Origin of the sequence: Fructobacillus parabroussonetiae (assembly GCF_018437265.1) — a bacterium.
Classification (GTDB): Bacteria; Bacillota; Bacilli; order Lactobacillales; family Lactobacillaceae; genus Fructobacillus; species Fructobacillus parabroussonetiae.
Map to the genome: position 1 here is coordinate 37,510 of NZ_JAAMFL010000006.1, position 22,343 is coordinate 59,852.

General features: G+C 48.5%; 19 protein-coding genes and 1 tRNA gene. 2 read left to right on the plus strand and 18 right to left on the minus strand.

The window, feature by feature from the left end:
* Nucleotides 1-21 precede the first annotated feature (21 nt).
* The 3 genes from G6R30_RS03790 to G6R30_RS03800 form a co-directional block, all read right to left on the minus strand.
* Nucleotides 22-744, minus strand: coding sequence for a YebC/PmpR family DNA-binding transcriptional regulator (locus tag G6R30_RS03790; RefSeq protein ID WP_213821620.1), 723 nt, complete (start codon nucleotides 742-744; stop codon nucleotides 22-24).
* 99 nt (nucleotides 745-843) lie between these two features.
* Entirely contained in the window at nucleotides 844-1,791 is a 948-nt protein-coding gene (locus tag G6R30_RS03795; protein ID WP_213821622.1) for a phosphatase PAP2 family protein, read from the minus strand.
* Between the two features lie 194 nt (nucleotides 1,792-1,985).
* A tRNA-Leu gene (locus G6R30_RS03800) sits at nucleotides 1,986-2,069 on the minus strand.
* Nucleotides 2,070-2,266: 197 nt separating this feature from the next.
* Between G6R30_RS03800 and G6R30_RS03805 the strand changes: the two genes are divergently transcribed.
* On the plus strand, nucleotides 2,267-3,061 hold the full coding sequence (locus G6R30_RS03805) for a sulfite exporter TauE/SafE family protein (protein ID WP_213821624.1): 795 nt from the start codon (nucleotides 2,267-2,269) through the stop codon (nucleotides 3,059-3,061).
* A 49-nt stretch (nucleotides 3,062-3,110) separates the two neighbouring features.
* On the opposite strand, the gene asp3 is transcribed toward G6R30_RS03805, so the two are convergent.
* The 7 genes from asp3 to G6R30_RS03840 all read right to left on the minus strand — a co-directional run bounded on the left by asp3 (nucleotide 3,111) and on the right by G6R30_RS03840 (nucleotide 11,536).
* Nucleotides 3,111-4,409 carry an accessory Sec system protein Asp3 gene (asp3, locus tag G6R30_RS03810; protein WP_213821626.1) on the minus strand — a complete coding sequence of 433 codons (1,299 nt, stop codon included), beginning with the start codon at nucleotides 4,407-4,409 and terminating at the stop codon, nucleotides 3,111-3,113.
* Nucleotides 4,409-5,947: an accessory Sec system protein Asp2 gene (asp2, locus tag G6R30_RS03815; protein WP_213821628.1), complete on the minus strand. Its 1,539-nt coding sequence runs from the start codon at nucleotides 5,945-5,947 to the stop codon at nucleotides 4,409-4,411. Before asp2 ends, asp3 begins: the two co-directional genes overlap by 1 nt.
* A 19-nt stretch (nucleotides 5,948-5,966) precedes the next feature.
* Entirely contained in the window at nucleotides 5,967-7,391 is a 1,425-nt protein-coding gene (asp1, locus tag G6R30_RS03820) for an accessory Sec system glycosyltransferase Asp1 (RefSeq protein ID WP_213821630.1), read from the minus strand.
* Between the two features lie 37 nt (nucleotides 7,392-7,428).
* Nucleotides 7,429-8,268: a hypothetical protein gene (locus tag G6R30_RS03825; protein ID WP_213821632.1), complete on the minus strand. Its 840-nt coding sequence runs from the start codon at nucleotides 8,266-8,268 to the stop codon at nucleotides 7,429-7,431.
* A complete protein-coding gene (locus tag G6R30_RS03830; protein ID WP_213821634.1) occupies nucleotides 8,258-9,730 on the minus strand; it encodes a glycosyltransferase in 1,473 nt (490 codons plus the stop codon). Before G6R30_RS03830 ends, G6R30_RS03825 begins: the two co-directional genes overlap by 11 nt.
* Before the next feature lie 78 nt (nucleotides 9,731-9,808).
* Nucleotides 9,809-10,798 (minus strand): phosphate acetyltransferase, encoded by a 990-nt coding sequence (pta, locus tag G6R30_RS03835; RefSeq protein WP_213821636.1) that lies wholly within the window; start codon nucleotides 10,796-10,798, stop codon nucleotides 9,809-9,811.
* Nucleotides 10,799-10,861: 63 nt separating this feature from the next.
* Nucleotides 10,862-11,536, minus strand: a complete 675-nt coding sequence (locus tag G6R30_RS03840) for a uracil-DNA glycosylase (RefSeq protein WP_213821638.1) — start codon at nucleotides 11,534-11,536, stop codon at nucleotides 10,862-10,864.
* Between the two features lie 76 nt (nucleotides 11,537-11,612).
* Between G6R30_RS03840 and G6R30_RS03845 the strand changes: the two genes are divergently transcribed.
* The gene (locus tag G6R30_RS03845) at nucleotides 11,613-12,347 is read left to right on the plus strand and encodes an SAM-dependent methyltransferase (RefSeq protein WP_213821640.1); all 735 of its coding nucleotides are present in this window, start codon (nucleotides 11,613-11,615) and stop codon (nucleotides 12,345-12,347) included.
* 74 nt (nucleotides 12,348-12,421) lie between these two features.
* Here G6R30_RS03845 and cls read toward each other — a convergent pair whose 3' ends face one another.
* From cls to ileS, 8 genes are all read right to left on the minus strand, one after another.
* Nucleotides 12,422-13,873: a cardiolipin synthase gene (gene cls, locus G6R30_RS03850; protein WP_213821642.1), complete on the minus strand. Its 1,452-nt coding sequence runs from the start codon at nucleotides 13,871-13,873 to the stop codon at nucleotides 12,422-12,424.
* A 31-nt stretch (nucleotides 13,874-13,904) separates the two neighbouring features.
* Complete coding sequence (locus G6R30_RS03855; protein ID WP_213821644.1) at nucleotides 13,905-14,438, minus strand: adenine phosphoribosyltransferase; 534 nt, start codon at nucleotides 14,436-14,438, stop codon at nucleotides 13,905-13,907.
* An 18-nt stretch (nucleotides 14,439-14,456) separates the two neighbouring features.
* The gene (recJ, locus tag G6R30_RS03860; RefSeq protein ID WP_213821646.1) at nucleotides 14,457-16,445 is read right to left on the minus strand and encodes a single-stranded-DNA-specific exonuclease RecJ; all 1,989 of its coding nucleotides are present in this window, start codon (nucleotides 16,443-16,445) and stop codon (nucleotides 14,457-14,459) included.
* Complete coding sequence (gene rnz / locus G6R30_RS03865) at nucleotides 16,438-17,388, minus strand: ribonuclease Z (protein ID WP_213821648.1); 951 nt, start codon at nucleotides 17,386-17,388, stop codon at nucleotides 16,438-16,440. Before rnz ends, recJ begins: the two co-directional genes overlap by 8 nt.
* Nucleotides 17,389-17,412: 24 nt before the next feature.
* Complete coding sequence (gene trmD, locus G6R30_RS03870) at nucleotides 17,413-18,156, minus strand: tRNA (guanosine(37)-N1)-methyltransferase TrmD (protein ID WP_213821650.1); 744 nt, start codon at nucleotides 18,154-18,156, stop codon at nucleotides 17,413-17,415.
* Nucleotides 18,156-18,674 (minus strand): ribosome maturation factor RimM, encoded by a 519-nt coding sequence (rimM, locus tag G6R30_RS03875; RefSeq protein WP_213821652.1) that lies wholly within the window; start codon nucleotides 18,672-18,674, stop codon nucleotides 18,156-18,158. The genes trmD and rimM overlap by 1 nt, the downstream gene beginning before the upstream one ends.
* 113 nt (nucleotides 18,675-18,787) lie before the next feature.
* Nucleotides 18,788-19,273, minus strand: a complete 486-nt coding sequence (gene rpsP, locus G6R30_RS03880; RefSeq protein WP_213821654.1) for a 30S ribosomal protein S16 — start codon at nucleotides 19,271-19,273, stop codon at nucleotides 18,788-18,790.
* Between the two features lie 122 nt (nucleotides 19,274-19,395).
* The gene (ileS, locus tag G6R30_RS03885; RefSeq protein WP_213821657.1) at nucleotides 19,396-22,194 is read right to left on the minus strand and encodes an isoleucine--tRNA ligase; all 2,799 of its coding nucleotides are present in this window, start codon (nucleotides 22,192-22,194) and stop codon (nucleotides 19,396-19,398) included.
* Nucleotides 22,195-22,343 lie beyond the last annotated feature (149 nt).

Here is a 22,343-nt window from a genome sequence, read left to right on the forward strand (position 1 = left end):
GACCTTTCGGTCCTTTTTTATTTATTCAGCCGTCGTATAAACAGCCAAGACATCTTCGTTGTCTTCAAGCTCGTCAACCAATTTGTCTAACTTTTCGCGATCTTCATCTGAAATTGCCATTGGGTTCTGAGCAATCATTGTTACTTCAGAATCAGCTAATTCATAACCAGCATCAGTCATTGCTGCTTCGACCGTTTGGAAGTCAGAAGGCGCTGTATAAATCTCGAAGGCTTCATCTGATGTTTGAACATCATCTGCACCAGCTTCAAGCGCAACTTCCAAAATCGTGTCTTCATCCACATCAGGGTTTTCTTCACGATCAATCACGAGGTAACCCTTACGATCGAATTGGAAGGCCACGGAACCAGAAGTTCCAAGTGAACCACCGAAGTGCTTGAAAGAGTTTCGAACAGATGAAACCGTACGGTTAATGTTATCCGTTGAGGCTTCCACCAAAACAGCCACACCAGCCGTACCGTATCCTTCGTAAGTCACTTCTTCGAACTTTGCACCACCGGCACCAGAAGCCTTATCCAAAGCACGTTGGATGTTATCCTTTGGCATGTTAGCGGCCTTCGCCTTATCCACTACCAAACGAAGAGAGGCGTTCATTTCGGGATCAGCACCGCCAGCCTTTGCTGCAACATATAAGTCGTGCGCAAGCTTTTGGAAAATCTTTCCACGCTTAGCATCTTGGGCGTTTTTACGACCTTGAATGTTATGCCATTTACTATGTCCTGACATTGTGTCTTCTCCTTAAAATTAGAAATCTTACTTATTGTAGCAAAGTTCCCCTGCTATTACTAGTTTATTTCATTTTAAGGTGAAGCAATTACGCAGGTGTTAGAAAAACTTGGATCCTTCTTGGCCTTTCGCCGTCTTAGCCTCAACAAAATGCGCGCCGAGCAGACGTGAAAAGAGAAAAACCATCGAGAAAACAATCAAGCTTGCTGCCGTCACATCCGACAACCAGTGTGCCCCATAACGAACGCGGCTGAGCGCAATCGTAATGGCCAAAGCCACGGTCATCATCAGTAAAAACTGCTGTTGTCTCCGCCAACTTCGAGGTAATAGAAATGGTAGATAAACCATTAGCCAGCCAGAGGTGCTGTGTCCGGAAGGAAAGGAGTAGTGTCCATTGGATCCGTTGGGATGATACCAAGGGGTGAATTGCCGCATGGCCGCATCCATTTGAAACGGACGATAACGTCCCCAGTGCAACTTGAGGTCACCAATGACAAGCGAAACAACGAAGACCAAAGCAATACCAAACATGGCCGCCTTCAACAGATACCGCCGTTCTGAATCGCTTTGTTGGGCGATGTAAAAATAGAAAACAATCGAAAGCACAGCGCTAAGGGCGATGCCCAATAGCCATTGTCCCAAGACAGGATCGGCAACAGAATGCCCCTGCCCGTTGAGCAAGCGAGCCAATGTATAGGCGAAATACCCTTTCAAGGAAAAGAACAGCTGATTGGTTGCTAAAAGAATGAAAAGACTAGTTAACAAAAAGCGCTGCAGCAGCCGGTAATTTGAAAAAAAGCTGACCCAAGCAATTATCTGAAAGGCGGAAAAAAGCAGAATATTTGGACCAAAAATGCCGTATTTCTGGAAAAAAGCACCGACAACAGACGAGCGGTCCATTACGGCCTGACTCACCTGTCGATCAAAAAAACTGGCAAAGAGGAACAAGCTAAGGGCCAGCAGATAAAAAATCAAGAGGCCAATTCGTTCAGCAGAAGATGTTTCAAAGCTTTTTGGTGAGTGATTAAAATGTTGTACTCGGGTCATGGTCATCGGTCACGCTCCTCATTTAAGTTACCTTAATTATATAATGAGTCACGACCAGAGCGAAGGTACCGAAGCGGCGAATCTGTCTAATATCTCGGCTTTTTTTGTCAAAGTCCAAGGGTCAGAAGCAAAAAAGTCGCTTCTTTTCGATAACAAAAAAGAGCAACCCCTCGAGGCTGCTCTTTTTTCATCAATGCCGCTGACAGGAATCGAACCTGCACGGAGAAATCTCCATACCGACCTGAACGGTACGCGTCTGCCAGTTCCGCCACAGCGGCATTTGAAACAATAACCATTATATCCTCTCGCGCTCGTTCTGACAAGAAAAACTTTTTCTGTCAACGATTGCGCTAGCAATGGAAGAAAGCGGTCAAAACCTTGCAGGAATCGGCAATCAAGACTATACTAGATCCTGTTATTTAGAACCTTTATCCTTTACAGAAATAAAAAAACATTCGAGGAGACCGCAAAAAACATGACTGAGTATTGGCAACACTTTCTATTTCTACTTCCAATGGGGATTTTAGCTGGTATCGTTTCAACAACCGCTGGCCTTGCTTCCTTAGTTTCCTATCCCGCCTTACTGGCGGTAGGTGTTCCACCACTCTTCGCCAATGTCACCAACACCGCAGCGCTTGTCATGACGGGATTAGGCGCCACGGTTTCCTCTCATAAGGAACTTGGTGAGCACCGCAAAGAGTTAATTAAGATCTTACCGCTGACCATCGGTGGGTCGATTATAGGGGCCTGGTTGCTTTTGGCTGCACCCGCTTCGACTTTTGAAAAAGCCGTGCCCTTCTTTGTCTTAGTAGCCGGCCTTCTCTTACTTTCTCAGGTGAACAAATCAAAGAAAAACGAGCTCAACCTGACCCGTGACGACTCCATTGAAAACGATGCCAAGCATCCGCTTTACCGCCTCATCGTGTCCGTCGGCATCTTACTCGTCGGCATGTACTGTGGCTACTTTGGAGCAGCCGGTGGTGTCTTACTCCTAGCCATTCTTTCGGCAACTACTACCATGCCCTTTGCCTCCTACAATGCGCTCAAGAACCTGTCGCTTGGTGGGGCCAACCTGATTGCGACCGTTATTTATATTTTTTCTTCCCATATCTACTGGGGACTCGTCATTCCAATGGGCATCGGCTTATTCATCGGTGGTTGGATTGGCCCACACATTGTTCGCTTGATTCCAGATAAGATTTTGAAAATCGTCATCTCGATTGCGGCCGTTGCTCTGGCTGTTGATCTCTTTCTAAAAGCATATTTCTAATCAAAAAGGACCGAAATTATTCGGTCCTTTTTTTGCGTTCAGCGCCAGGTTATTTCGAGCGGCTCTTTGTGAAAAAGTCTTGCAACCGCTGAGAAGAGCTGTTCGCCTCTTGTTTTTCAATCTGACGGTGTCTTGAACCATGCCGCTTTTTCCGTCGTAGCAAAGCGTCATCTTGATTCTGATCACGCACAAAGTCCGGCTTATCAGGCTGGGCTTTTTTAGCTGGTTTTTCAGAGGCCTGGTTCGCCGCCTTCTTTTGCTTACGCGCCTCTTTTAAGCGTAGTCGAGCCGCCTTTTCGGCCGCTTCCTTTTCGGCTTGAGCTTTTGCTTTTCTCTTTTTCTCGACTTTTTTATCAACTGGCCAATCGAGGTATGGCAGACCAGTCAACAATTCGTCTGCCGCGGTTGCCACTCGCAAGTCACTTGGATAAGTCGTCAACGTCGCCTTTTCCAACACAGCGTCTTCATCAGAACGAAGGTCCGCAATCTTTTTTGGTAGGGAAGCGATAAAGTCGGCCAAGCCCTTTGACCGACGGCGATAGCCAGCGGGTAAATGCAGATCCTCTTGCTTTGGAATGACTGCCGTCGCGCCCTTTACTGCACGACGATACAAAAGGGCCGTTAGAGAAGAAATCGGTCCATAACCGATGAACGCCACTTCTTTTGCCTTCGCGGCTTTCTTTGCCTGGTTGATCACTTCAAGGACCTGTTCATCATAGTAGGATTGACAGTGCAATAAGTCCGTTGCCAAGTATAAGACGGCCTGTGGCGATGGCTGAACCCGTTCTAGTGGGTAGGCCATGGTCGTTAAAACAGGTTCTGTGATGAGGACTCGTAGCGTCTTTGACACAATGGTCTTTGGTAACTGAAGATAAGCGGTCAAATGATTCGTTACCGCCTGGTCGCCATCGAGTAAAACACCATCGACAGCCGGCGCCAATTGAATTTCGTGAAAAGTAAAATCACCCGAACCCGCTGACAGCAAATCAATGCGGTAGGAAAACGTCTTTTCCGGCAGGGTAAAGACATCCTCCTGCCCGTTTTGGTAATGCTGAGCAATTTCTTGTCCCTGTTCATCGAAAAAACGCCAGGACAAATAGGCCCGCATCTTATCCGAATTAGCGACTGAAAACTTGGCTCGATATCGCTTCCCCGGCCTTAGTTTTGGCAACTGACCGATTCGTTTTTCTTGGAAATAATTCGCCTCATCCGACCAGGAAGCAATGACTCGACCAGAGGGCAAGAAATGGTTTTGATAGTGAACTTCGTTTTCCTTAACAAAGTCAATGACGGCGCCTTGCAGTTCATAGAGCTTGGTTTTTGGCGTCCAATAAATTTGCCATTGCATTAGTAGAAGCCTCCCTGCTCTTTTGCTTGTCGATTGATTGCCTTCGTTAAAAAGGCCACCATTTGATCGATTTTTTCTTCGTGGAAACCATCTTCTTCCTGGCTCCGAACTTGCGCACCATGGCGCTTCAAATAATCGGTCAAATCAGCACTGGCAGTTGGATCATAATCATCGCGACGCATGCTAAATAAATCAACAAAAACATTTTGCCAATCCGCTTGATCGGTCACCTGCCAAAGTTTCTTATCCAACAAGGGCGTATCGGCTTGGTCCAGACGCCCGGTCAAAACCATTCGGACATCCAGCGGCCAATCGCGGTTTTTGCCTTGATGCGCAAAGGTGCCGTTTGCCGTGAACTGGCCCAAGTGAACGATTGGCTTGGCTAAGACGAAGTGCTCGGCTTGCATCTGTGCCCCGTAATAAACGGCCGGATAAGACCCCATTGAATAACCAGTAAAAATCACCTGATTTTCTGAAAGACCCAAAACCGTTTGAGCCTCACGAATCCGTGCCATGACGAGATTCTCAAAGTCCGCTTGGCCAACCATAAAGGCACCGCCCTGTGCTCGTGTATCGGTAAAGAGCAAATAGGGCAGGCCGCTTTCATTAAGAGGGCCCATCATTTCAAAACCCTCGACATGCAAACGGGTACCAGCAAAACAAACGACCAGTGGGCCCTTTTTTTGGCCAGGATTAAAGTAAGCGTGCAATTCTTCGCCCGCCATGGTGAGCAATCGTTCGCCTCCTGGCAGGAAGTAGCCATAACCATGGCGCGACTTGCGCTGGTGTAGGTTTTTTAGGGTCAACTCCCCGGCTCCCTTAGCCAGCACAATAATCTGATAATCTTGATAGCGCTTTGGTGCTCGCACCGTTGGCAAGTTCGTCGCGTCAGGATTTTCAAACAACTTCAACGATTGCAAGCCACCGTTTTGAAAGAAAACAAAGGAAAGCGCCACATCCACGTTTTCTGACGCTTCGTAATCCAGGTAGAGCAAGTTTTCCTGTCCCGACTGAAAATCGCCAGGAAAGGTCTTTAACGTACCAATTTGCTGGTAAGTATCGCCAAAGTCACCCGATACCGTCGTTTGAAAACGGCCAGCCCGTTGCCAGCGCCAAGCATAGTTATCCTCTGGCTCGAATTGCTCTTCCGAAAAACGCGTGGCAAAGCCCACTTGGCCGCGGTAGAAATCAGTCGCAATAAGAGCGGCCACTTCTTTTGCTTCTTTTTCCGGTAAATGAAAGGCACCGCGGTCCGTTAAAGCCGCTTGAATAGCTGGTGAAAATGAACCAAAGGCCCCTGTATACAAGACAGAATAGGCTGGCCACTCCCGAATTTGGCGAGCTAATAAGGCGGAATCCAAGCCCTCATCCGTCAGCAAGACATAGTCGGCTGATAGGTCATTAGGATTTTTTTGTCCGGCTAAAAAGACGGGAAGATCAATCGTTTTACAGTAGGAAAAAGTGATGCCTGATGCATCCCCCATTTTCTTTGTTAGATCTGATTGTCCAATTTGTAAAATGGCCATTGATTCTGCCATAACGACTCCTTCTAAGCATTTATTTTTTAACTTGCAAAAGGTTTTTCCAAGTGAATTCGAGCTGCTTTTCTCGTAATGTTTCTGCCTTTTCTAAGATTGCTTGATGGGCTTGCTGCCAGTTTTCCTCTTCCAAAAGGGCATGGAGACGAGGCGAAAGCGCCGCCATTTCTTCTGTAAAGCAGTCCAAAACCGTATAAGCGGTGTCCACCTTGGTCAAAGTCGGCAAGCCCAAGGCCGTCGCAGCAGCCAAAACCAGCAAATCAGGCTGGCGGGATAAGTCGATGTAAAACGAGGCCGTTGCGAGGTAGGCAAAGCGGCCGGCCGGTGCCAATTTTTGCAAAAAGACAAAACGAGCCTTTAGCTCCTGCTTTTCTTCATCACTTTGTTCAGGCAGGTCTTCTTCAATTAAGTCTTCTAACATCGTTTCAAACAGCATGGGCACTAGTTCGCCCTCAAAAACAACGGTGCGATCTTCGCCCTGTAAAACAAACTGCATAGCTTGTTCGAGCAACTTACGCTGCTCCCCTTGACCAATATCGCCAACCTGGAAATACAAAATATTTTCTTTTTTACGCTGTAAAAGTTTACTAGGCAAGACGGGATAAGGTGCCATGAGCATTGCCTGACCGGTTCGCTCTTCCCCCTCTTTCTTTGCGGCACGCTGTCCTTGCAAGAGCGTGACATGATCCGCCAAACTCGACCAGTCTTCCTCAATATTCATGGCCGGGGCCTGCCCCGTCCAAAGAAGCAGTCGCTTCAAGTTCAGCTGTTTAACAATCTGGCGGTTCATCTCGCCGTCTTCGACAAAGGCTTGATCAACGCCTAAAACAGTCAGATAGGCAACGGTTAAATCAACCAGCAGATCGGCCATCTTTTGATAGTGATTGACTTGACCGTCTGGGAGTAATGCTTGCACGTGCCCCGTCTGATAATCTTCTTCAGCTACCACGGCACCACCCTCTGACAAATAGGATAGTTTGACTAAAACACCATGATCATAGTCCAAAATACGTGAAATGAAGCCACGGTCATCGACGGTTAACTGCTGTTTTAGCTTGCCCTCTTCCAATAAGTCAATTCGATCAATCTGATCAGCCATTGGATAAGTAAAGAAGACGTTGGCATAATGAACCATTCCGGACAAAACCACCACTCGATCAAACATCCGCACAAACTGAGCGTCTTTTGGCCAAGTTAAGTCATTTAACTGGAGTGGCTGTCGCCCCTTTTTTTGAATCTTTTGCAAAGCATCAAAGGGTGACCAAAAAGGCAGGTCAAAAAGGCCCAACTGAGCGGCAGTCGTTCGCCACTTAGGGAGATAGGCCGGCAGTAATAAAAAAGGATCCGATACGGCCTGTAATTGAGCCACCATGGCCTGCATCTGTTTTTCGTTTTGGCCGACCTGAAAATTATCAGGCCAGGCGGGAATCACAACTAATGACACAATCTCATCCTTCTTTCACGCTGAAACCGACTGTGCATCACGCATCCAAATCGGTTTCTCTTAATTTATCCATCGGTAGGCCAAGCGCCTTGGCACGTTTCATCGCCGCATGACCAACTTTAACGACTTTTACCGGATGACCCGGATTTTGTATAATCGTTTCAATTTCAGGTGCTAAAGCACCATTTTCATCAAAAAGGCCTTGAGGCAAGGCCAAAACCGACTGTTTGGCAATGGTTGCCAGACTACCCGCTGAGGTAATCTCGACCTCTTGATCGTCTTGTAAGGAAGCCAAAAGGTCCTGCTCGGCTGCCTCATAGCTAGGATAGCCTTGACCATTTACCAGCGCATAGTTTCGCCTTTTTTCAAAATAAAAATCCGAACGGCTGGCGGCCGCATCCCCAAAGTAAAAGTCGGATTGAAGTAATTGCCCGCGATTAAAGTACTGTTTGGCAAAAAGCTGCCCTGTCCGCAGATAAATATCTTTTCGACTAATTGCTTGATCCTGGTCTAGCCAAGAAATCGCCTGCACCAAGTAGTAGCTATCCGCAAACAAAATCACATCGGCAATCCGTTGCCCAGCAGAAGAGAGGGTCACCAGCCCTTCTTCAGAGAGATTAATTTGTCCCTGGTTAGGAACGGCCAGATCAAACAGGAAGAGCCCCTCCCCATCAGGCCATTCCGATAGAAACCGCTGGCTTGCCATATCAAAAACCCGATCAAGGGCTAAGCCAAGTTGTTGACAAATCGCTTTGGCGTCTTCATGTGGCTGAAAGAGATACAAAAAGTCAGCCTTTCCACGCCGCACCTGCTCAATTTGCCAATTCACGGCTGGATCGGCACGCTGATCGAAGGAAGTAATCAGTTCAATTGTCATGAAGGTCCTCCAATACACGTTTCCAGGCAAGGGCAACCGTGTCAAGACGATAGCGTTGTGCCGTCTGATAGGCCCCTTCTCTTAAAGCGGGTAAGAACGCTTGAACACGCAATACCCCTTGGACCATTCCCGCCACGTTTTCATTCAATGCGGCATCACGAGGTTGAAAGTCAACGAGCGCACCATTTTGACCATCTGAAATCAATTCTTGCGCGCCATACTCATTTTTGTATGACACAATGGGCAACCCCTGCGAAAGGGCTTCGAGATAAGTCAGACCAAAGCCTTCAGAATAAGAAGCCGAGAGGTAGAGATCGGCTTTTGCAAAATCCTCTGCCAGGTTTTGCGAGAGCCCAGCGAGATGAACATCCTGTTTTAAGCCCTGCTCATCAATGAGCTGCTGCAGTTTCTCTTTTTCCTGACCACTGCCATAAATCGTTAACGCACTGGCCAAACCAGCCCGCTTCAAAGCCGCCACAGTTAAAATCAACTGATCAAGATGCTTTTCTGGATGCAGTCGTGAAGCGGTCACTAGTTGGAGCTTTTCGTCTGGCCGTTGACCTTGGCTCTTCTTCACAGAAGTCCCTTCATTAACAAAGCCAACCGGAACGACTCGGACTTTATTCAAAGCCGCTCGGTCATAGCCCAACTGATCAAAATCAGCTCGCAGGACGTTTTGTTGCCGTTTTGTTGCCACCACAACGGCATCATAAGCCGCCAAGTGGTTGGCAACGTATTGATAAAACTGGTTAAAGACCAGCCGCTTGCCCTCACGGGAAAGGCGATGATCAGCATGAATCATCGCGATGAGTCGGTCATTGTCTTGTCGATTCTTTTGCGAAACGAAGTATTCGTCGTAATCCAAGCCACGATCAAAAAAGTAGGCACTTGGACCGAAGAAGGCTTGGACCCGCTTTAGAAAAAAGGCTAACAAGGCATAAAAATTCTGAAAATAATGGGACTGACCGTTAAAATTTTCCAGCAAAATACTGGTCATCTCCCGCCGATTATCCACCTGACGATAGGACCAAGAAAGTCGCCGTTGCCCACGCATCAAGACAACCTGCGCATCAGAAACCAGATAGAGCTGTTTTTCTTCCTGCCAGATTTTTTCTTTCATCCGCTTGATCAGATAACCAGCCGTTGCCTGCTCCACCACGACCCGGTCCGTCTTCGTAAAGTCCTTGACCGCCGTTTGCTCGTAGGGCACAACGTCTTCATGATGCAAGCCGTTTTCCAAATAGTCGTCCGGGTCATCGGCCATCAAATAATCATATAAATTTAAAACCGCCTGTTCCGGTATTGCCCATTCCTTGGTATGCTCATGTAATTTTGGCAAAAGATCTGAAAAGACCAATTTAGCTGGTTCGTCGATATGGGAAAAGGCAGTTAGTCGGTAGAATTGGGCATGCTCCACACCGGAGTTTCCATGGCCCATCCCCTTATTCAAGAAAAAATTCATCCGAACCCCTCTCCCTTCGATTTCAATCGCAATAGACTAAGCAAGCAGTCAATCATGTGACCGTTGGTTTTTCAAAGCTTACCGCGCGTTTTGAACTTGAATAGCGGTAATGATGGCGACTTTGTAAACGTCTTCTTCGGAACAACCGCGTGAAAGATCGGAAACTGGCTTAGCTAAACCTTGTAGAATGGGTCCCATTGCTTCAAAATCGCCCAAACGTTGGGCAATCTTATAGCCAATGTTTCCAGCTTCCAAACTAGGAAAGACAAAGACGTTGGCCTGACCGGCGACGGTTGAACCAGCGGCTTTCGCCTTTCCAACGGATGGTACGAGAGCGGCATCGAATTGCAGTTCCCCATCGATCTGGTCCGCCAATTCAGGGGCGAGTTCCTTTGCCAACTTCGTTGCTTCGATGACCTTATCGACCATCTCGCCCTTGGCTGACCCCTTCGTTGAGAATGAAAGCATGGCAATCTTTGGATCGACACCAAAGGCCTTCGCCGTTTCCGCCGATTGAATGGCCACCTGTGCCATGGTTTCAGCATCGAGTTCAATGTTAATTGCACAGTCTGCAAATACATAGCGCTGATCACCCTTTTGCAAGAAGAAGGCACCCGAAATTCGCTTCGACCCTGGCGCTGTCTTAATCAATTGCAAAGCCGGACGAACCGTGTCACCCGTTGGGTGAACAGCGCCCGAAACCATCCCGTCAGCCTGGCCCATTTGCACCATCATCGTTCCAAAATAGTTGACGTCTTGGAGCCATTTTTCAGCTGTTTCCTGATCGGTTTTGCCGTTTCGACGTTCCACCAATGCCGCAACCATGGCGGACTTTTCGGCAGCTGCCAGTGTTTTAGGATCAATCACCTGGATTGGTGACAGATCAAAGCCAGCGGCTTCGGCATTTTCTTGAATGGTTGTTAAATCACCCAAAAGAATCGGTTTCACCAGGCCCTCGTCAGCCAAACGAAGCACTGCGCCCTGAATTCGAGGGTCTTCTCCTTCTGGGAAAACCAAAGAAATTTGGTCATCTTGAATCTTTTCTTTTAATTCGTCAAAAAGTGCCATTACACACGCTCCTCTTCCGTCTTTCTTCAATTTAAATTATAGCAAAGTCCGCTTGGATTCGTCTTATTCCAGCCAGTTTATTGGTGAAAGTGAAGCCTTTTTTAAGAATTGATTGGTTCTTGAAAAGGGTTTGGAACCAAAAAATCCTCGGTAGGCCGACAACGGGCTTGGATGGGGAGATTGAATGATTAAGTGCCGACTTTGATCAATGAGCTTTGCCTTCTTTTGAGCAAAACTACCCCATAAGATAAAGACTTTTGGACGAGGATCAGCGGAAGCCACCTGAATCGTTGCATCCGTCAACCTTTCCCAAATTTGACCTTGATGGGCATTGGCTTGTCCCTCTTTGACCGTTAAGACGGCGTTTAAAAGCAAAACACCTTGTTTTGCCCAGGAGCTAAGGTCCTGGTGCGATCGAGTCTGCCCCTCATCATCTGCTACTTCTTTTAAAATATTACGTAGGGATGGGGGCGTTTTCATGCCGTCTGGAACAGAAAAAGATAAGCCCTGCGCCTGGCCCGGTTGATGGTAGGGGTCTTGGCCAATCAGCACGACTTTGACTTGTTCAATGGGCGTTTCTTGGTAGGCCGCAAAGACTCGGTTACGAAGCGGATAAGTTGGGACAGCTTCTTTGTATGTCCGATCCAAAAAACGTTCCGCCTCATTTTGATAATCAGCGGGCAGAAAAGCCGCTAGTTTAGGATCCCAGGAGGACCCTGTTAGATGAAATGCCACCATGCTATACTACTCCTAGAAAGGTTCTCCCTCTACTTTACCAGAGGGGCGTTTCGAATCAATAACAAGGGAAGAAAAGATGCTCAATCAATCGGTTTTGGACTCACTGACAACACGTTACAAGGACCGTCCGGTCATTCTCGAAAAAATCCAAGCCGTTTCAACCTGCCTTGCTGACCTAAAACAACAACGCTTGCCAAAAGTCGCCCTACCAAAATTGCTTTATAGTCAAAAAAAGCTGGAACGTGATCCCGCTTTGCTTCCCTTAGACGAAGCCTTTGGCGACTTACGGCAAAGTCTAATCGCCGACTTTGGCATCTGGTTTTTACCAAACGAACAATTGATCGACGATCTCGAAAACTTTATTGCGGGCCGCCCCGTCATCGAACTAATGGCCGGTAACGCCCTACTAACGGCCGCCCTATTGAAGCGGGGAATCCAGGCCAGCGCCACCGATACACTCGACTGGCAGGGACAGGATAACGAGCGCCCCACCCCTTGGACACCGGTCAAAGAAGAAGCAGCGCTGAAAACCGTGCAAAGGGCCATTGCCCAAGCGAAAGAAGAACCGAATTCCAGCCTTCCCGTCTTTATCCTGGCCTGGGCGCCAAACGGTGATGAAAGCGACTGGCAAATTCTTTGCGAACTGCGAAAAAGCCAACGACCATTTGATTTGCTAGTCATTGGCGAAAAAGACGGCGACACGAATTCCCAAGCGTTTTGGTCATCAGCCAAACTCAGCCAGCCGTCAACACTCAACGGGCACTACCAAGCCTTTGATGCCTATCAAGACGCCATCTACTTGGCCAAGTAACGGGCAAACAAAAAAGAGCCGATTGTGATCAGAAAGCTAAAATTGAGGCTTTCGAGCACGATGGGGCTCTTTTTTTATAGAATTGGCGCCAGCAAACGGGAAGCCACCTGTTTAAATCGTAACCAACGACTCTGCCGACGGAAGCTTTCTTCGCTTTGAAGGCTCGACTGTTCGATATCTTTTTCATAAGTCGCCGCCAGTTGTTCCGTGACGGATTGGTCATACAAGAAAGCGTTCACTTCAAAATTCAGCTTAAACGAGCGAAAGTCAAAGTTTGCGGATCCAACGGAAGCCAATTGGTCGTCTACGACCATTGTTTTGGCGTGCAAAAAACCGTTTTGATAATAATAAATCTTAATGCCGTCCTTTACCAACTGAGAGGCAAAGTACTGGGTCGCCCGATAAACAAACATATGATCCGGCATGCAGGGCACCATGATGCGAACATCCACGCCCGAATTCGCAGCAATTCGCAAGGCGTCAATTGTCGAATCATCCGGAATCAAATAAGGGGTTTGAATCCAGCAACGCTTTTTAGCCAACTGAATCAAGCGAATGTAGCCCATCTTAATTTGTTCGTCATCCGAATCCGGACCGGACGTCACAATTTGCAAATCCGTTCGGCCCGCTGGCTGATCGGACAGCGCTGGGAAGTAGCGATCGGCCGTCACATCCATCGGTGCCTTTAGGACCGAGGCGTTCCAATCCAAGAGAAAGTGCTCTTGTAGATCATAGACGGCAGACCCCTGGATTTTTAAATGCGTATCGCGCCAGTGACCGAATTTCTTTTTACGGCCAAGGTACTGATCCCCAATATTAAAGCCGCCAACATAGCCCACACGGCCATCCACCACCACAATTTTGCGGTGATCACGAAAGTTCAGCTGGAAGTTAATCAAGTTAAAGCGCCGTTTCAAAAATGGCGCCGCGTGACCGCCAGCGGCTCTTAATGGTGCAAAGAAACGGGCCGTCGTCCCCGCTGATCCAAGTGAATCGTAGAGGACATGAACCTCGACACCGGCCTGGGCACGTTCGACTAAGAGATCAAGGATTTCGTGTCCCAAATCATCCGAGTAAAAGGTGTAAAACTCCAGGTTGATACTTTCCTCGGCCTGTCTCAAACTACGTTTCAACCGTTCGAAAAAGTCCCGGCCCGACGTCAATACCTGGACTTCATTATTACTAGCCAAAGGCGTTTGATTAATCCGTTGAAACATCGTGACCAATGAGCGGGCCGACCGTGGCAGTTCTGCAACACGCTCGTTGTTGGTTGAACCCGGTGCGGCTTTGATACGTTGCTGAATCTTTTGATCAATGGCTGATGCGTCCTGCCCTTGAAAGGCAAAGAGCCGTTTAGCCGGCAGCTTTCGACCGGCAAAGGAATAGAGCACAAAGCCGAAGACAGGCAAAAAAATCAGCAGTAGAATCCAGGCCCAAGTTGCCGCGATATCACGTGGTTCACGAAAGACTGTTAAAACAGCCAAAATCGTGTTTAGCGTAACAATGATTGTCCAGAGATCGGCCATTAATTGCCCTTCTTACTTCCTACTTTGCTTCTTAGTATTCCATCAATGCCAAGAATGGCACTTCGCCAGCCTGCATGATCTTTTCACGGCCGTGCAAAGCTTCTAGCTCAATGATAAAGGCCACACCGGCCACAACGCCACCAAGCTTCTCGATGATCTGACGGGTCGCGTTAATCGTACCGCCCGTCGCCAACAAATCATCCACAATCAAGACACGTTGTCCTGGCTGAATCGCATCCTCATGGATTTCCAATTCGTTCACACCACCGTATTCCAGGGTGTAGGAAGCCGACACGGCCTTACGGGGAAGCTTTCCGACTTTTCGAGCGGGAACAAAGCCAACGCCCATCGTATAAGCCAAAGGCGAGCCAACGATGAAGCCACGGGATTCAGGACCCGCAATCAAATCGACGTCCAAATCCTTGGCAAAGTCCTTAATTTGGTCAATGGCATCGCGATAAGCCGCGCCATTTCCCATCAAAGGCGAAATATCACGGAAGGTCACGCCTTCTTCAGGATAGTTCTCCACGGAAGCAACGTAATCATGTAAATCAATTTTAGTCATTATTTTTCCTCAAACCGGTTAACCGGCAAAATACCGTCGATAGGTGATCGACTCGTCCAAAGCCCGCTTTTGTTTTTGCTGCAGGCAACGGACGTGTCCATCCTCCATTTTAACAAAGCCAAGATCCAAAAAGACCTGGATCATTAATTTAAATTCTGTTTCGTCGATTGACAGTTCAATCAAGACTGCCGGCAAATCGGAAACAATTGCCCGTTCTTGTTCTTTATACAAGTATTTGTACAAATTGGCAAAGTCCTGCTTGGACCGTTTAAAGGTAGCAGAGGCCGCTGTTGCTTGCTTCTTTGCAAAGGAAACATCCTCGAGCATCAGCTGCAACCGTGTCCGGCCAGCAAAGTGATTGACACCGACTGTTCCGGCCATCGTCGCCTGTTTGCTTCCTTCAGCTGCCAGAACCAGTTCGGGTTGGTTAAAGGCCAAAGCCTCAACAGGACCACGCCCACCATTAAAGAGCAACTTTAAGTGCTTCTTTTCCGAACCTAGCGCCTTAGCTTCGTTTAACGGCACATCCTTTAATCCAACAACCGGTTGGGCATTGCCCTCACCAAATGGTTCCAAGACCGCCAGCTGATCATAAAAGTCCTTGGTCAACATCGCTGGATCCATGACCAAATTAACGGCCAGGGGCGCTTCTTCAAAGGCGAGCTTTCCACCAGCCTCACGCAGCTCGGCGCGTACCTGATCAAGCTTTTCTTCGGCAATGGCAATTCCCAAAGCCCCGGCATGGCCACCAAAGGACTCATAATCCTCTTGAAAGTCCGCCATGAAGGCATGCAGGTCAAAGTCGCCATAGGAACGACCCGAGCCCTTATACAGGCCATCCACGTGTGTCATGACCACCACCGGCTTGGCGACAACAGCCGTCAGTCGGGCAGCGACAATACCAAGAATTCCCTGATGCCAATCTTCACCAGCAATCAGCAAAACGGGAGCCGCAGCCATTTCAGCTGACAGCGCCTGTTCCTTTGCCTCATCGAAGACCCGATCGGCCAATTCCCGACGCTGGTTGTTTAATTCTTCGATTTGCTTTGCCAAGGACTTGGCTTCTTCCTCGTCCTTTGTTTTTAACAAGTCCAGGCCGAGACTAGCATCCCCTAAACGGCCAATCGCGTTTAAACGCGGCGCAATTTTAAAGCCGACAGTCTCAGATAACACGGCGGCATCCTTTGGCTGCTTGGCCGACTTAAGCAATGCTTGGAGGCCAGGACGGGGGTTCGTCTCAATCTCTTTCAAGCCCCAAGTCACAAAGGCGCGGTTTTCATCCGTCAGTGACACAACATCGGCAATCGCCCCCATTGCCACCAGGTCAAAGAATTCGGTTGGCAGGTCCGTCAGACTTTCGGCCGGCATGCCATCCTGTAAGACGGCCTGTGCGACTTTGAAAGCGACACCAGCACCGGATAGGTCGCCAAAGGGATAGTGCCCTTCTGGATGCCGTGGGTGAATCACCGCAACGGCATCGGGTAATTCGTCGGGCAGCGCATGGTGATCCGTCACCACGACGTCGACTCCCTGAGCCTTTGCCCAGTCGATGGCCGCTTTTCCAGAAACCCCGTTGTCGACCGTGATAATGAGTGTTGCCCCAGTTTCATCAATCAAACGCGCATAGGTCGCCTGGTTCGGTCCATAGCCGTCTGTAAAACGGTTGGGCACATATGGGTGGACATCAGCGCCCAGAGAAAGCAGCGCCTCGGTCATGATGGTGGTCGAGGTTAAGCCATCGACATCATAATCACCATAGACGAGAATTGTCTCTCCTGAAAAAACGGCCTCTTGAATCCGTTCCACCGCTTCTGTCATTTGGTAAAAGTCGGCTGGATCGTGTAACTGTTCAAAGGAGGGATTCAAGAAGGCCTGTGCCTCCTTGACCGTTTTGAGGCCCTTTTGAACTAAAAAGCCAGCCGTGACAGGGCCAAGGCCCAAGTCATTTTGAAGACGCTGACTGGCGGCAGCGTCAGGCTGTGCCATTACTTGCCACTTTCTACTCATGCTGCTCCTTTTCAAATGGGACGTCGACCACGTCCAAGTCGCGAGCAACATACGTGTTTGCGAATAGTTTGTGAACGTCAGAAATAAACTTTTGTAAGAGTGGGCCAATGTACCGTGCCGAAACATGGGTTAGCACTAGCTTCTTAACGCCAGCCTTTTGGGCAAGGTTCGCTGCATCACGAGAAGTTGAGTGCCCGTGGGCACGAGCCATCTTTCCTTCATCCTTGGACATGCCATAGGTTGCTTCGTGAACTAAGACGTCGGCACCTTCTGCCAAGAAAAGTTCGGAATCGGCAGGCATCGTGTCAAAGATGATGGTTATCACGCGACCTGGTTGTGCGGGTCCCAGGTAATCCTGGCCATTCACCGTACGGCCATCGTCTAGGATCACGGTTTCCCCTGCCTTTAAACGACCGTATACAGGTCCTGACGGAATCTTATCCGCCCGGACTTTGTCGATCAGCAGTTCGCCGGCGTGTGGTTTTTCTTCCACTCGGAAGCCCCAGGCCGCCATTCGATGACGCAATGGTGCTGCAACGACTTTGAAGGTTTCATCCTCAAAAATCGTTCCCTCTTCAATTTCTACGTAGTGGATTGGATAAGAAAGATGGGTTTCCGATACGCGTAGGGCTGTTGTAATAAAGCTCTTCACGCCCTTTGGCCCATAGATTGTCAACGGTTCATTCTTATCAGCACCTTGGAAGGAGCGCGAAGAAAGCAAGCCAGGAAGCCCGAAAATATGGTCACCGTGAAGATGTGAAATAAAGATCTTTTCAATCTTTCGAGGCCGAATCGTCGTTTTTAAAATTTGGTGTTGCGTTGCTTCCCCCACGTCGAAAAGCCAGACAGCGTTTCGCTCGTCCAGCAAACGGAGGGCAATGCTTGCGACATTGCGGAATTTTGATGGTTGACCGGAACCGGTCCCTAAAAATTCTAATTCCATCGATTTTACCTCGAATTGAGTGAACTACTCTTCGTTCAACTCGGTTTTGATATCATCTAAGAGGTCTCGCTCTTCCTTTGTAAAGGAACGTCCCTCCAATAAGTCGGGACGACGCAAGTAGGTCTTCTTCAATGATTCTTTTAAGCGCCATTCGGCAATCTTTTGATGATTTCCTGAGGTGAGCACTTCCGGGACAACCATCCCACGAAAGTCAGCGGGACGGGTGTATTGCGGATATTCCAATAATCCGTCTTGGAAGGAATCACCCGTTGCCGATTCCGCGTTGCCCAAAACATCGGGCAAAAAGCGAACCGTTGCATCAATCATCACCATGGCGCCAAGCTCACCGCCAGTCAAGACATAGTCGCCAAGAGAGATTTCTTCATCAACCAAAGTCTTGATTCGTTCATCGTAGCCCTCATAATGGCCACAAACAAAGGTCAGGTGATCATAGGAAGCTAAACGTTCAGCGTCTTGATGATCAAATTTTTTACCGGCGGGGTCTAATAAAACGACGTGCCCGGCGGAACCGGCGGCATCTTTTTCTTTAATGGCGGCAATGGCATCAAAGATTGGCTGCGCGGTTAACAACATGCCGGCGCCCCCACCAAAAGGATAATCATCCACGTTGTTGTGCTTGTTGGTCGTGTAATCACGAAAGTCGGTCACGTTAAAGGATAAGGACCCACGCTCAATGGCCTTTCCAATAATCGACTCTTGCATGGGCGCAAACATCTTCGGGAAAAGGGACAATACATCGATTTTCATTAGTCTAACAACCCTTCCAACACATCGATGACAATGGTTTGTTCCGAAACGTTCACGTCTTTAACAACATCTTCAATAACTGGAATCAAGGCATCTGGTCCGGCTGGGCGTTTGACAACCCAAACATCATTGGCGCCGGTTTCCATGATTTCCTTTACACGGCCAATCGCCTGACCTTCCAAATCTTTTACGGTACAACCAACGATGTCAGAGTAGTAATACTCCCCATCAGCCAACTCGTCACGATCCGCTTCTGAGACGTAGAGTTCCTGCCCCTTATAGACTTCCACTTCGTTAATATTGGTCACGCCATCAAAGGTTAGCAACCACATGCCTTTATGCATGCGCGCCTTGGCAATTTTTTCAGGCAAATACTTGCCATCGACCAAACGATAGACCGTTGCTCCCTTGGCAAAGCGCTCTTCGGCAAAGTCGGTAATCGCCTTCACCTTCAATTCACCACGAATCCCATGGGTATTCACAATGGTTCCAATTTTAAAATAATTTACTGTTTCCATACCGTCTATTATAGCAAATATTTTACAAGGCCTCCCGGCTAATCAGGACTGATCCAACTGGAAAAGGCGGGAAAAATAAAAAAACCACCCGAGGGTAGTTTTTTAGACATTGATTAAACCAAGTCCAACAAGTCAGCCTTCTTAGCTGATGATGGGTACTTCGTTCCAGCTGCGTCCAAGTATGCCTTGATTTCAGCAACCGTGTTCTTTGTCGTTGGCTTTGAAGATGAAGCAGCGGCTTCCTTCTTAGCTGCAGGCTTTGCAGCAGCCTTCTTGGCTGGCTTAGCAGCCTTCTTGGCTGGCTTAGCGGCCTTCTTAGCAGCTGGCTTCTTGCCGGCCTTTGTTTCGGCGTACTTCGTCATGATACCGGCCTTTGACAACAAGTTACGAACCGTGTCAGATGGTTGTGCACCGTTTTGCAACCAGCCCATGATTTTTTCTTCATCCAACTTCACTTCAGCTGGTACCGTGATTGGGTTATAAGTTCCAACCGTTTCGATAAAACGACCGTCACGAGGTGAACGTGAGTCCGCGATAACCACACGATAGAAAGGACGCTTCTTAGCACCCATGCGCTTCAAACGAATTTTAACTGCCATAAGTAATTTCCTCCGTATTTCTTTACAAGTTATAGTATGCCAGATATCAAAAAGCATGTCAAGTATATTTACTTGACATGCTTTTAATTTTGATTTTATCTCGGTAAAAGTCGGGTCAACTGTTACTTTTCAAATCCTTCTGAAAGTGCTTCCGGATAGTACTCACGGACAATCTTTGCCTCGTAAGCTGCCAATTCAGGGAAGGCAGTATCCTCACCCAAGTCTTCATGGTAACGGCGGTCACGGGGTGACAGCGCACCACGCGCCTTGTCAACTTGAATCTGAAGGCCATCGAAGCTTGGGACATCAGCTGCTGCAGCCGCCGACTTTTGCAAGTCGAGTTGGGAAACCATGAGCAGCAAGCGCAAGTCCAGGTGCAAGTCATCGATCGTCTTCAACTGTTCGTCTGAAAGGTAGAGCGTCATGGCAGCTTCGGCGTTCTTTCCAATCAAATCATTGGCACGGGCTGCTTCAATTGCCTTGTTGGCTGCCGAACGGATGGCAAAAATTCCTGCCCACTTTGCCTTAATGTCTGCAGCACCTGGCAAGTCCAAAACTTCTGGCATTTCTTGCAGGTAGGCAAACTTCGTCGAATCGTCTGGCAAATATGACCAGATCTCTTCTGCAGTGTGTGGCAAAACTGGCAAAATCAACTTCGTCAATGCCTGAACCGTTTCGTAAAAGACCGTTTGCATGGAACGGCGAAGCGCCGAATCCGGTGCCTCCACATAAACCACATCCTTGGCCACATCCAGGTAGAAGGCGGACAAATCAACGTTGATAAAGTTAATCAACTTTGAGAAGACGTCGTTAAAGCGGTAGTATTCGTAGGCATCTTCCAAGCCCTTCACCAGGTCGTTTAAGACAACCGTTGCATATTGGTCGTGTGCTGCACGCTTTTCAAACGGTACGGCATCCTTTTGATAGTCAAAGTCCGACGTGTTAGCCAAAAGGAAGCGCATCGTGTTACGGATTTTACGGTAGGAGTCCGCCACTTGTTTCAAAATCTCTTGTGAAACTGGCATATCCTGGGAAGTATCGACGGAAATCGTCCACAAGCGAAGGATTTCAACACCTAATTTGTCGCCAACCTCGGCTGGTGAAATGGTGTTTCCCAAGGACTTGGACATCTTGTTGCCCTTACCATCCAAAGTAAATCCTTGCGAAAGCAAGTTCTTGTATGGTGCCTGCCCAGTCACGGCCACGGAAGTAATCAAGGATGAGTTAAACCAACCACGGTACTGGTCGGAACCTTCCAGGTAAAGGTCGGCCGGGAAGTCCAGGTTTGGACGTTGACGCAAAACCCCGTTCCATGATGAACCGGAGTCGAACCAGACATCCATGATGTCCTCTTCCTTCTTGAAGATACCGTTTGGTGAGTGGACGTTCGTGTAACCTTCAGGCAAGAGGTCCTTGGCATCCTTTTCAAACCAGACGTTTGATCCATGCTTTTCAACCAATTGGGCAACGTGTTCAATCACGTCAGCATCCAAGATGGCTTCGCCATCTTCAGCGTAGAAGATTGGCAGTGGCACACCCCAAACACGCTGACGGGAGATGACCCAGTCACCACGACCGGCAATCATGTTGTGCAAACGCTTTTGACCCCATGCTGGGTAGAAGTTGACTTTGTCCAACTGGTCCAAGATGTCTTGACGGAAATTGTCAATTGACGCAAACCACTGTGGTACGGCACGCCAGATGATTGGCTTTTTCGTCCGCCAGTCAAATGGGTAGGAGTGGGTGATGCTTTCCTTTGCCAGGAAGAGACCAGCGTCCTGCAACTTCGTAATTACCGTTCCAGTGACGTCATCGTAGAAGCGGCCTTCAAAGTCAGGTCCGGCTGACTTGGTCATCATTCCCTTTTCATCAACCGTGACGGCCACTTCCAAGCCGTATGGCTTGGAAACATTGTAATCGTCTTCACCAAAACCAGGGGCCGTGTGGACCAAACCAGTTCCGGAATCAAGGGTCACGTGATCACCAACCATGACCACCTCGGCGACGTCCTTGTCCCATGGGTGGTAAGCCGTGATGTTTTCAAATTCATCACCCTTGTGCTCTTCTAAGACTTCGTAGTCTTCCCAATCAAACTTTGGTGCTACCGTTTCGAGCAAGTCCTTGGCCACCACGTACTTCTTGTCTTGGCCAGCAGGCTTCACAACAACGTAGTCAAAGTCAGGTCCGACCGTCACACCACGGGAAGCGGTCACCGTAAACGGCGTCGTCGTCCAAACCACGAGGTAGGTATCGTTATCCAAGACACCCTTGCCATCCTTGACTTGGTTGGCATAGAAGAGTGACATTGACTTCAAGTCGTGGTATTCGATTTCGGCTTCGGCCAAGGCAGATTCGGATGACCATGACCAGTAAACAGGCTTGGCACCCTTAAAGATGTAGCCCTTCTTGGCCATATCACCGAAGACACGCAGTTGAGCGGCTTCGAATTCCGGTTGCAAAGTAATGTAAGGGTGGTCCCAGTCAGCCAAGACACCGAGTCGCTTGAAATCCTTCTTTTGCTTGGCCACTTGTTCCAAGGCAAAGTCCTTGGCCAAGTTTCGCCATTCCGCCTTTGGCATGGCCTTACGGTCATGACCGGCCTTAGTCAACTGTTGTTCGATTGGCAGACCGTGCGTATCCCAGCCGGGTACGTAGGGTGCGTAGAAACCAGACATGTTCTTGTAGCGAACGATGATGTCCTTGGTGATTTTATTCAAGGCGTGGCCAAGGTGAATGTTTCCATTCGCGTATGGAGGGCCATCGTGCAGGTTGAAGTGTGGCTTTTGCTCGTTTTGAGCCAGGCGCTGGCCATAGAGGTCTTCTTCAAACCAGACTTTTTCACGTTCTGGCTCCGTCTTTGGTAGTGAACCACGCATTGGGAAAGCGGTCTTTCCAAGGTTTAGGGTATCTTTATACTTCATGGGCATTCTCCTCTGGTTAAACAATAATAATAAAAAAGTCCCGTTTACCCCAAAGGGTAAACAGGACGAATGAACGTGGTACCACCTATTCTTCCACTGGCACAGCCAGTGCTTCGATACAGCTTTAACGGGCTGCCCTTCGCCATCGC

Coding starts and splice junctions, on each gene's coding strand:
- G6R30_RS03825 (WP_213821632.1), bottom strand. CDS start 8,268: ATGACAATTGAACTGATTACTTCCTTCGATCAGCGTGCCGATCCAGCC.
- G6R30_RS03845 (WP_213821640.1), top strand. CDS start 11,613: ATGCTCAATCAATCGGTTTTGGACTCACTGACAACACGTTACAAGGAC.
- G6R30_RS03805 (WP_213821624.1), top strand. CDS start 2,267: ATGACTGAGTATTGGCAACACTTTCTATTTCTACTTCCAATGGGGATT.
- rpsP (WP_213821654.1), bottom strand. CDS start 19,273: ATGGCAGTTAAAATTCGTTTGAAGCGCATGGGTGCTAAGAAGCGTCCT.
- pta (WP_213821636.1), bottom strand. CDS start 10,798: ATGGCACTTTTTGACGAATTAAAAGAAAAGATTCAAGATGACCAAATT.
- recJ (WP_213821646.1), bottom strand. CDS start 16,445: ATGAGTAGAAAGTGGCAAGTAATGGCACAGCCTGACGCTGCCGCCAGT.
- asp3 (WP_213821626.1), bottom strand. CDS start 4,409: ATGCAATGGCAAATTTATTGGACGCCAAAAACCAAGCTCTATGAACTG.
- cls (WP_213821642.1), bottom strand. CDS start 13,873: ATGGCCGATCTCTGGACAATCATTGTTACGCTAAACACGATTTTGGCT.
- G6R30_RS03790 (WP_213821620.1), bottom strand. CDS start 744: ATGTCAGGACATAGTAAATGGCATAACATTCAAGGTCGTAAAAACGCC.
- rimM (WP_213821652.1), bottom strand. CDS start 18,674: ATGGAAACAGTAAATTATTTTAAAATTGGAACCATTGTGAATACCCAT.
- G6R30_RS03795 (WP_213821622.1), bottom strand. CDS start 1,791: ATGACCCGAGTACAACATTTTAATCACTCACCAAAAAGCTTTGAAACA.
- ileS (WP_213821657.1), bottom strand. CDS start 22,194: ATGAAGTATAAAGATACCCTAAACCTTGGAAAGACCGCTTTCCCAATG.
- trmD (WP_213821650.1), bottom strand. CDS start 18,156: ATGAAAATCGATGTATTGTCCCTTTTCCCGAAGATGTTTGCGCCCATG.
- G6R30_RS03855 (WP_213821644.1), bottom strand. CDS start 14,438: ATGACTAAAATTGATTTACATGATTACGTTGCTTCCGTGGAGAACTAT.
- G6R30_RS03840 (WP_213821638.1), bottom strand. CDS start 11,536: ATGGTGGCATTTCATCTAACAGGGTCCTCCTGGGATCCTAAACTAGCG.
- rnz (WP_213821648.1), bottom strand. CDS start 17,388: ATGGAATTAGAATTTTTAGGGACCGGTTCCGGTCAACCATCAAAATTC.
- asp2 (WP_213821628.1), bottom strand. CDS start 5,947: ATGGCAGAATCAATGGCCATTTTACAAATTGGACAATCAGATCTAACA.
- G6R30_RS03830 (WP_213821634.1), bottom strand. CDS start 9,730: ATGAATTTTTTCTTGAATAAGGGGATGGGCCATGGAAACTCCGGTGTG.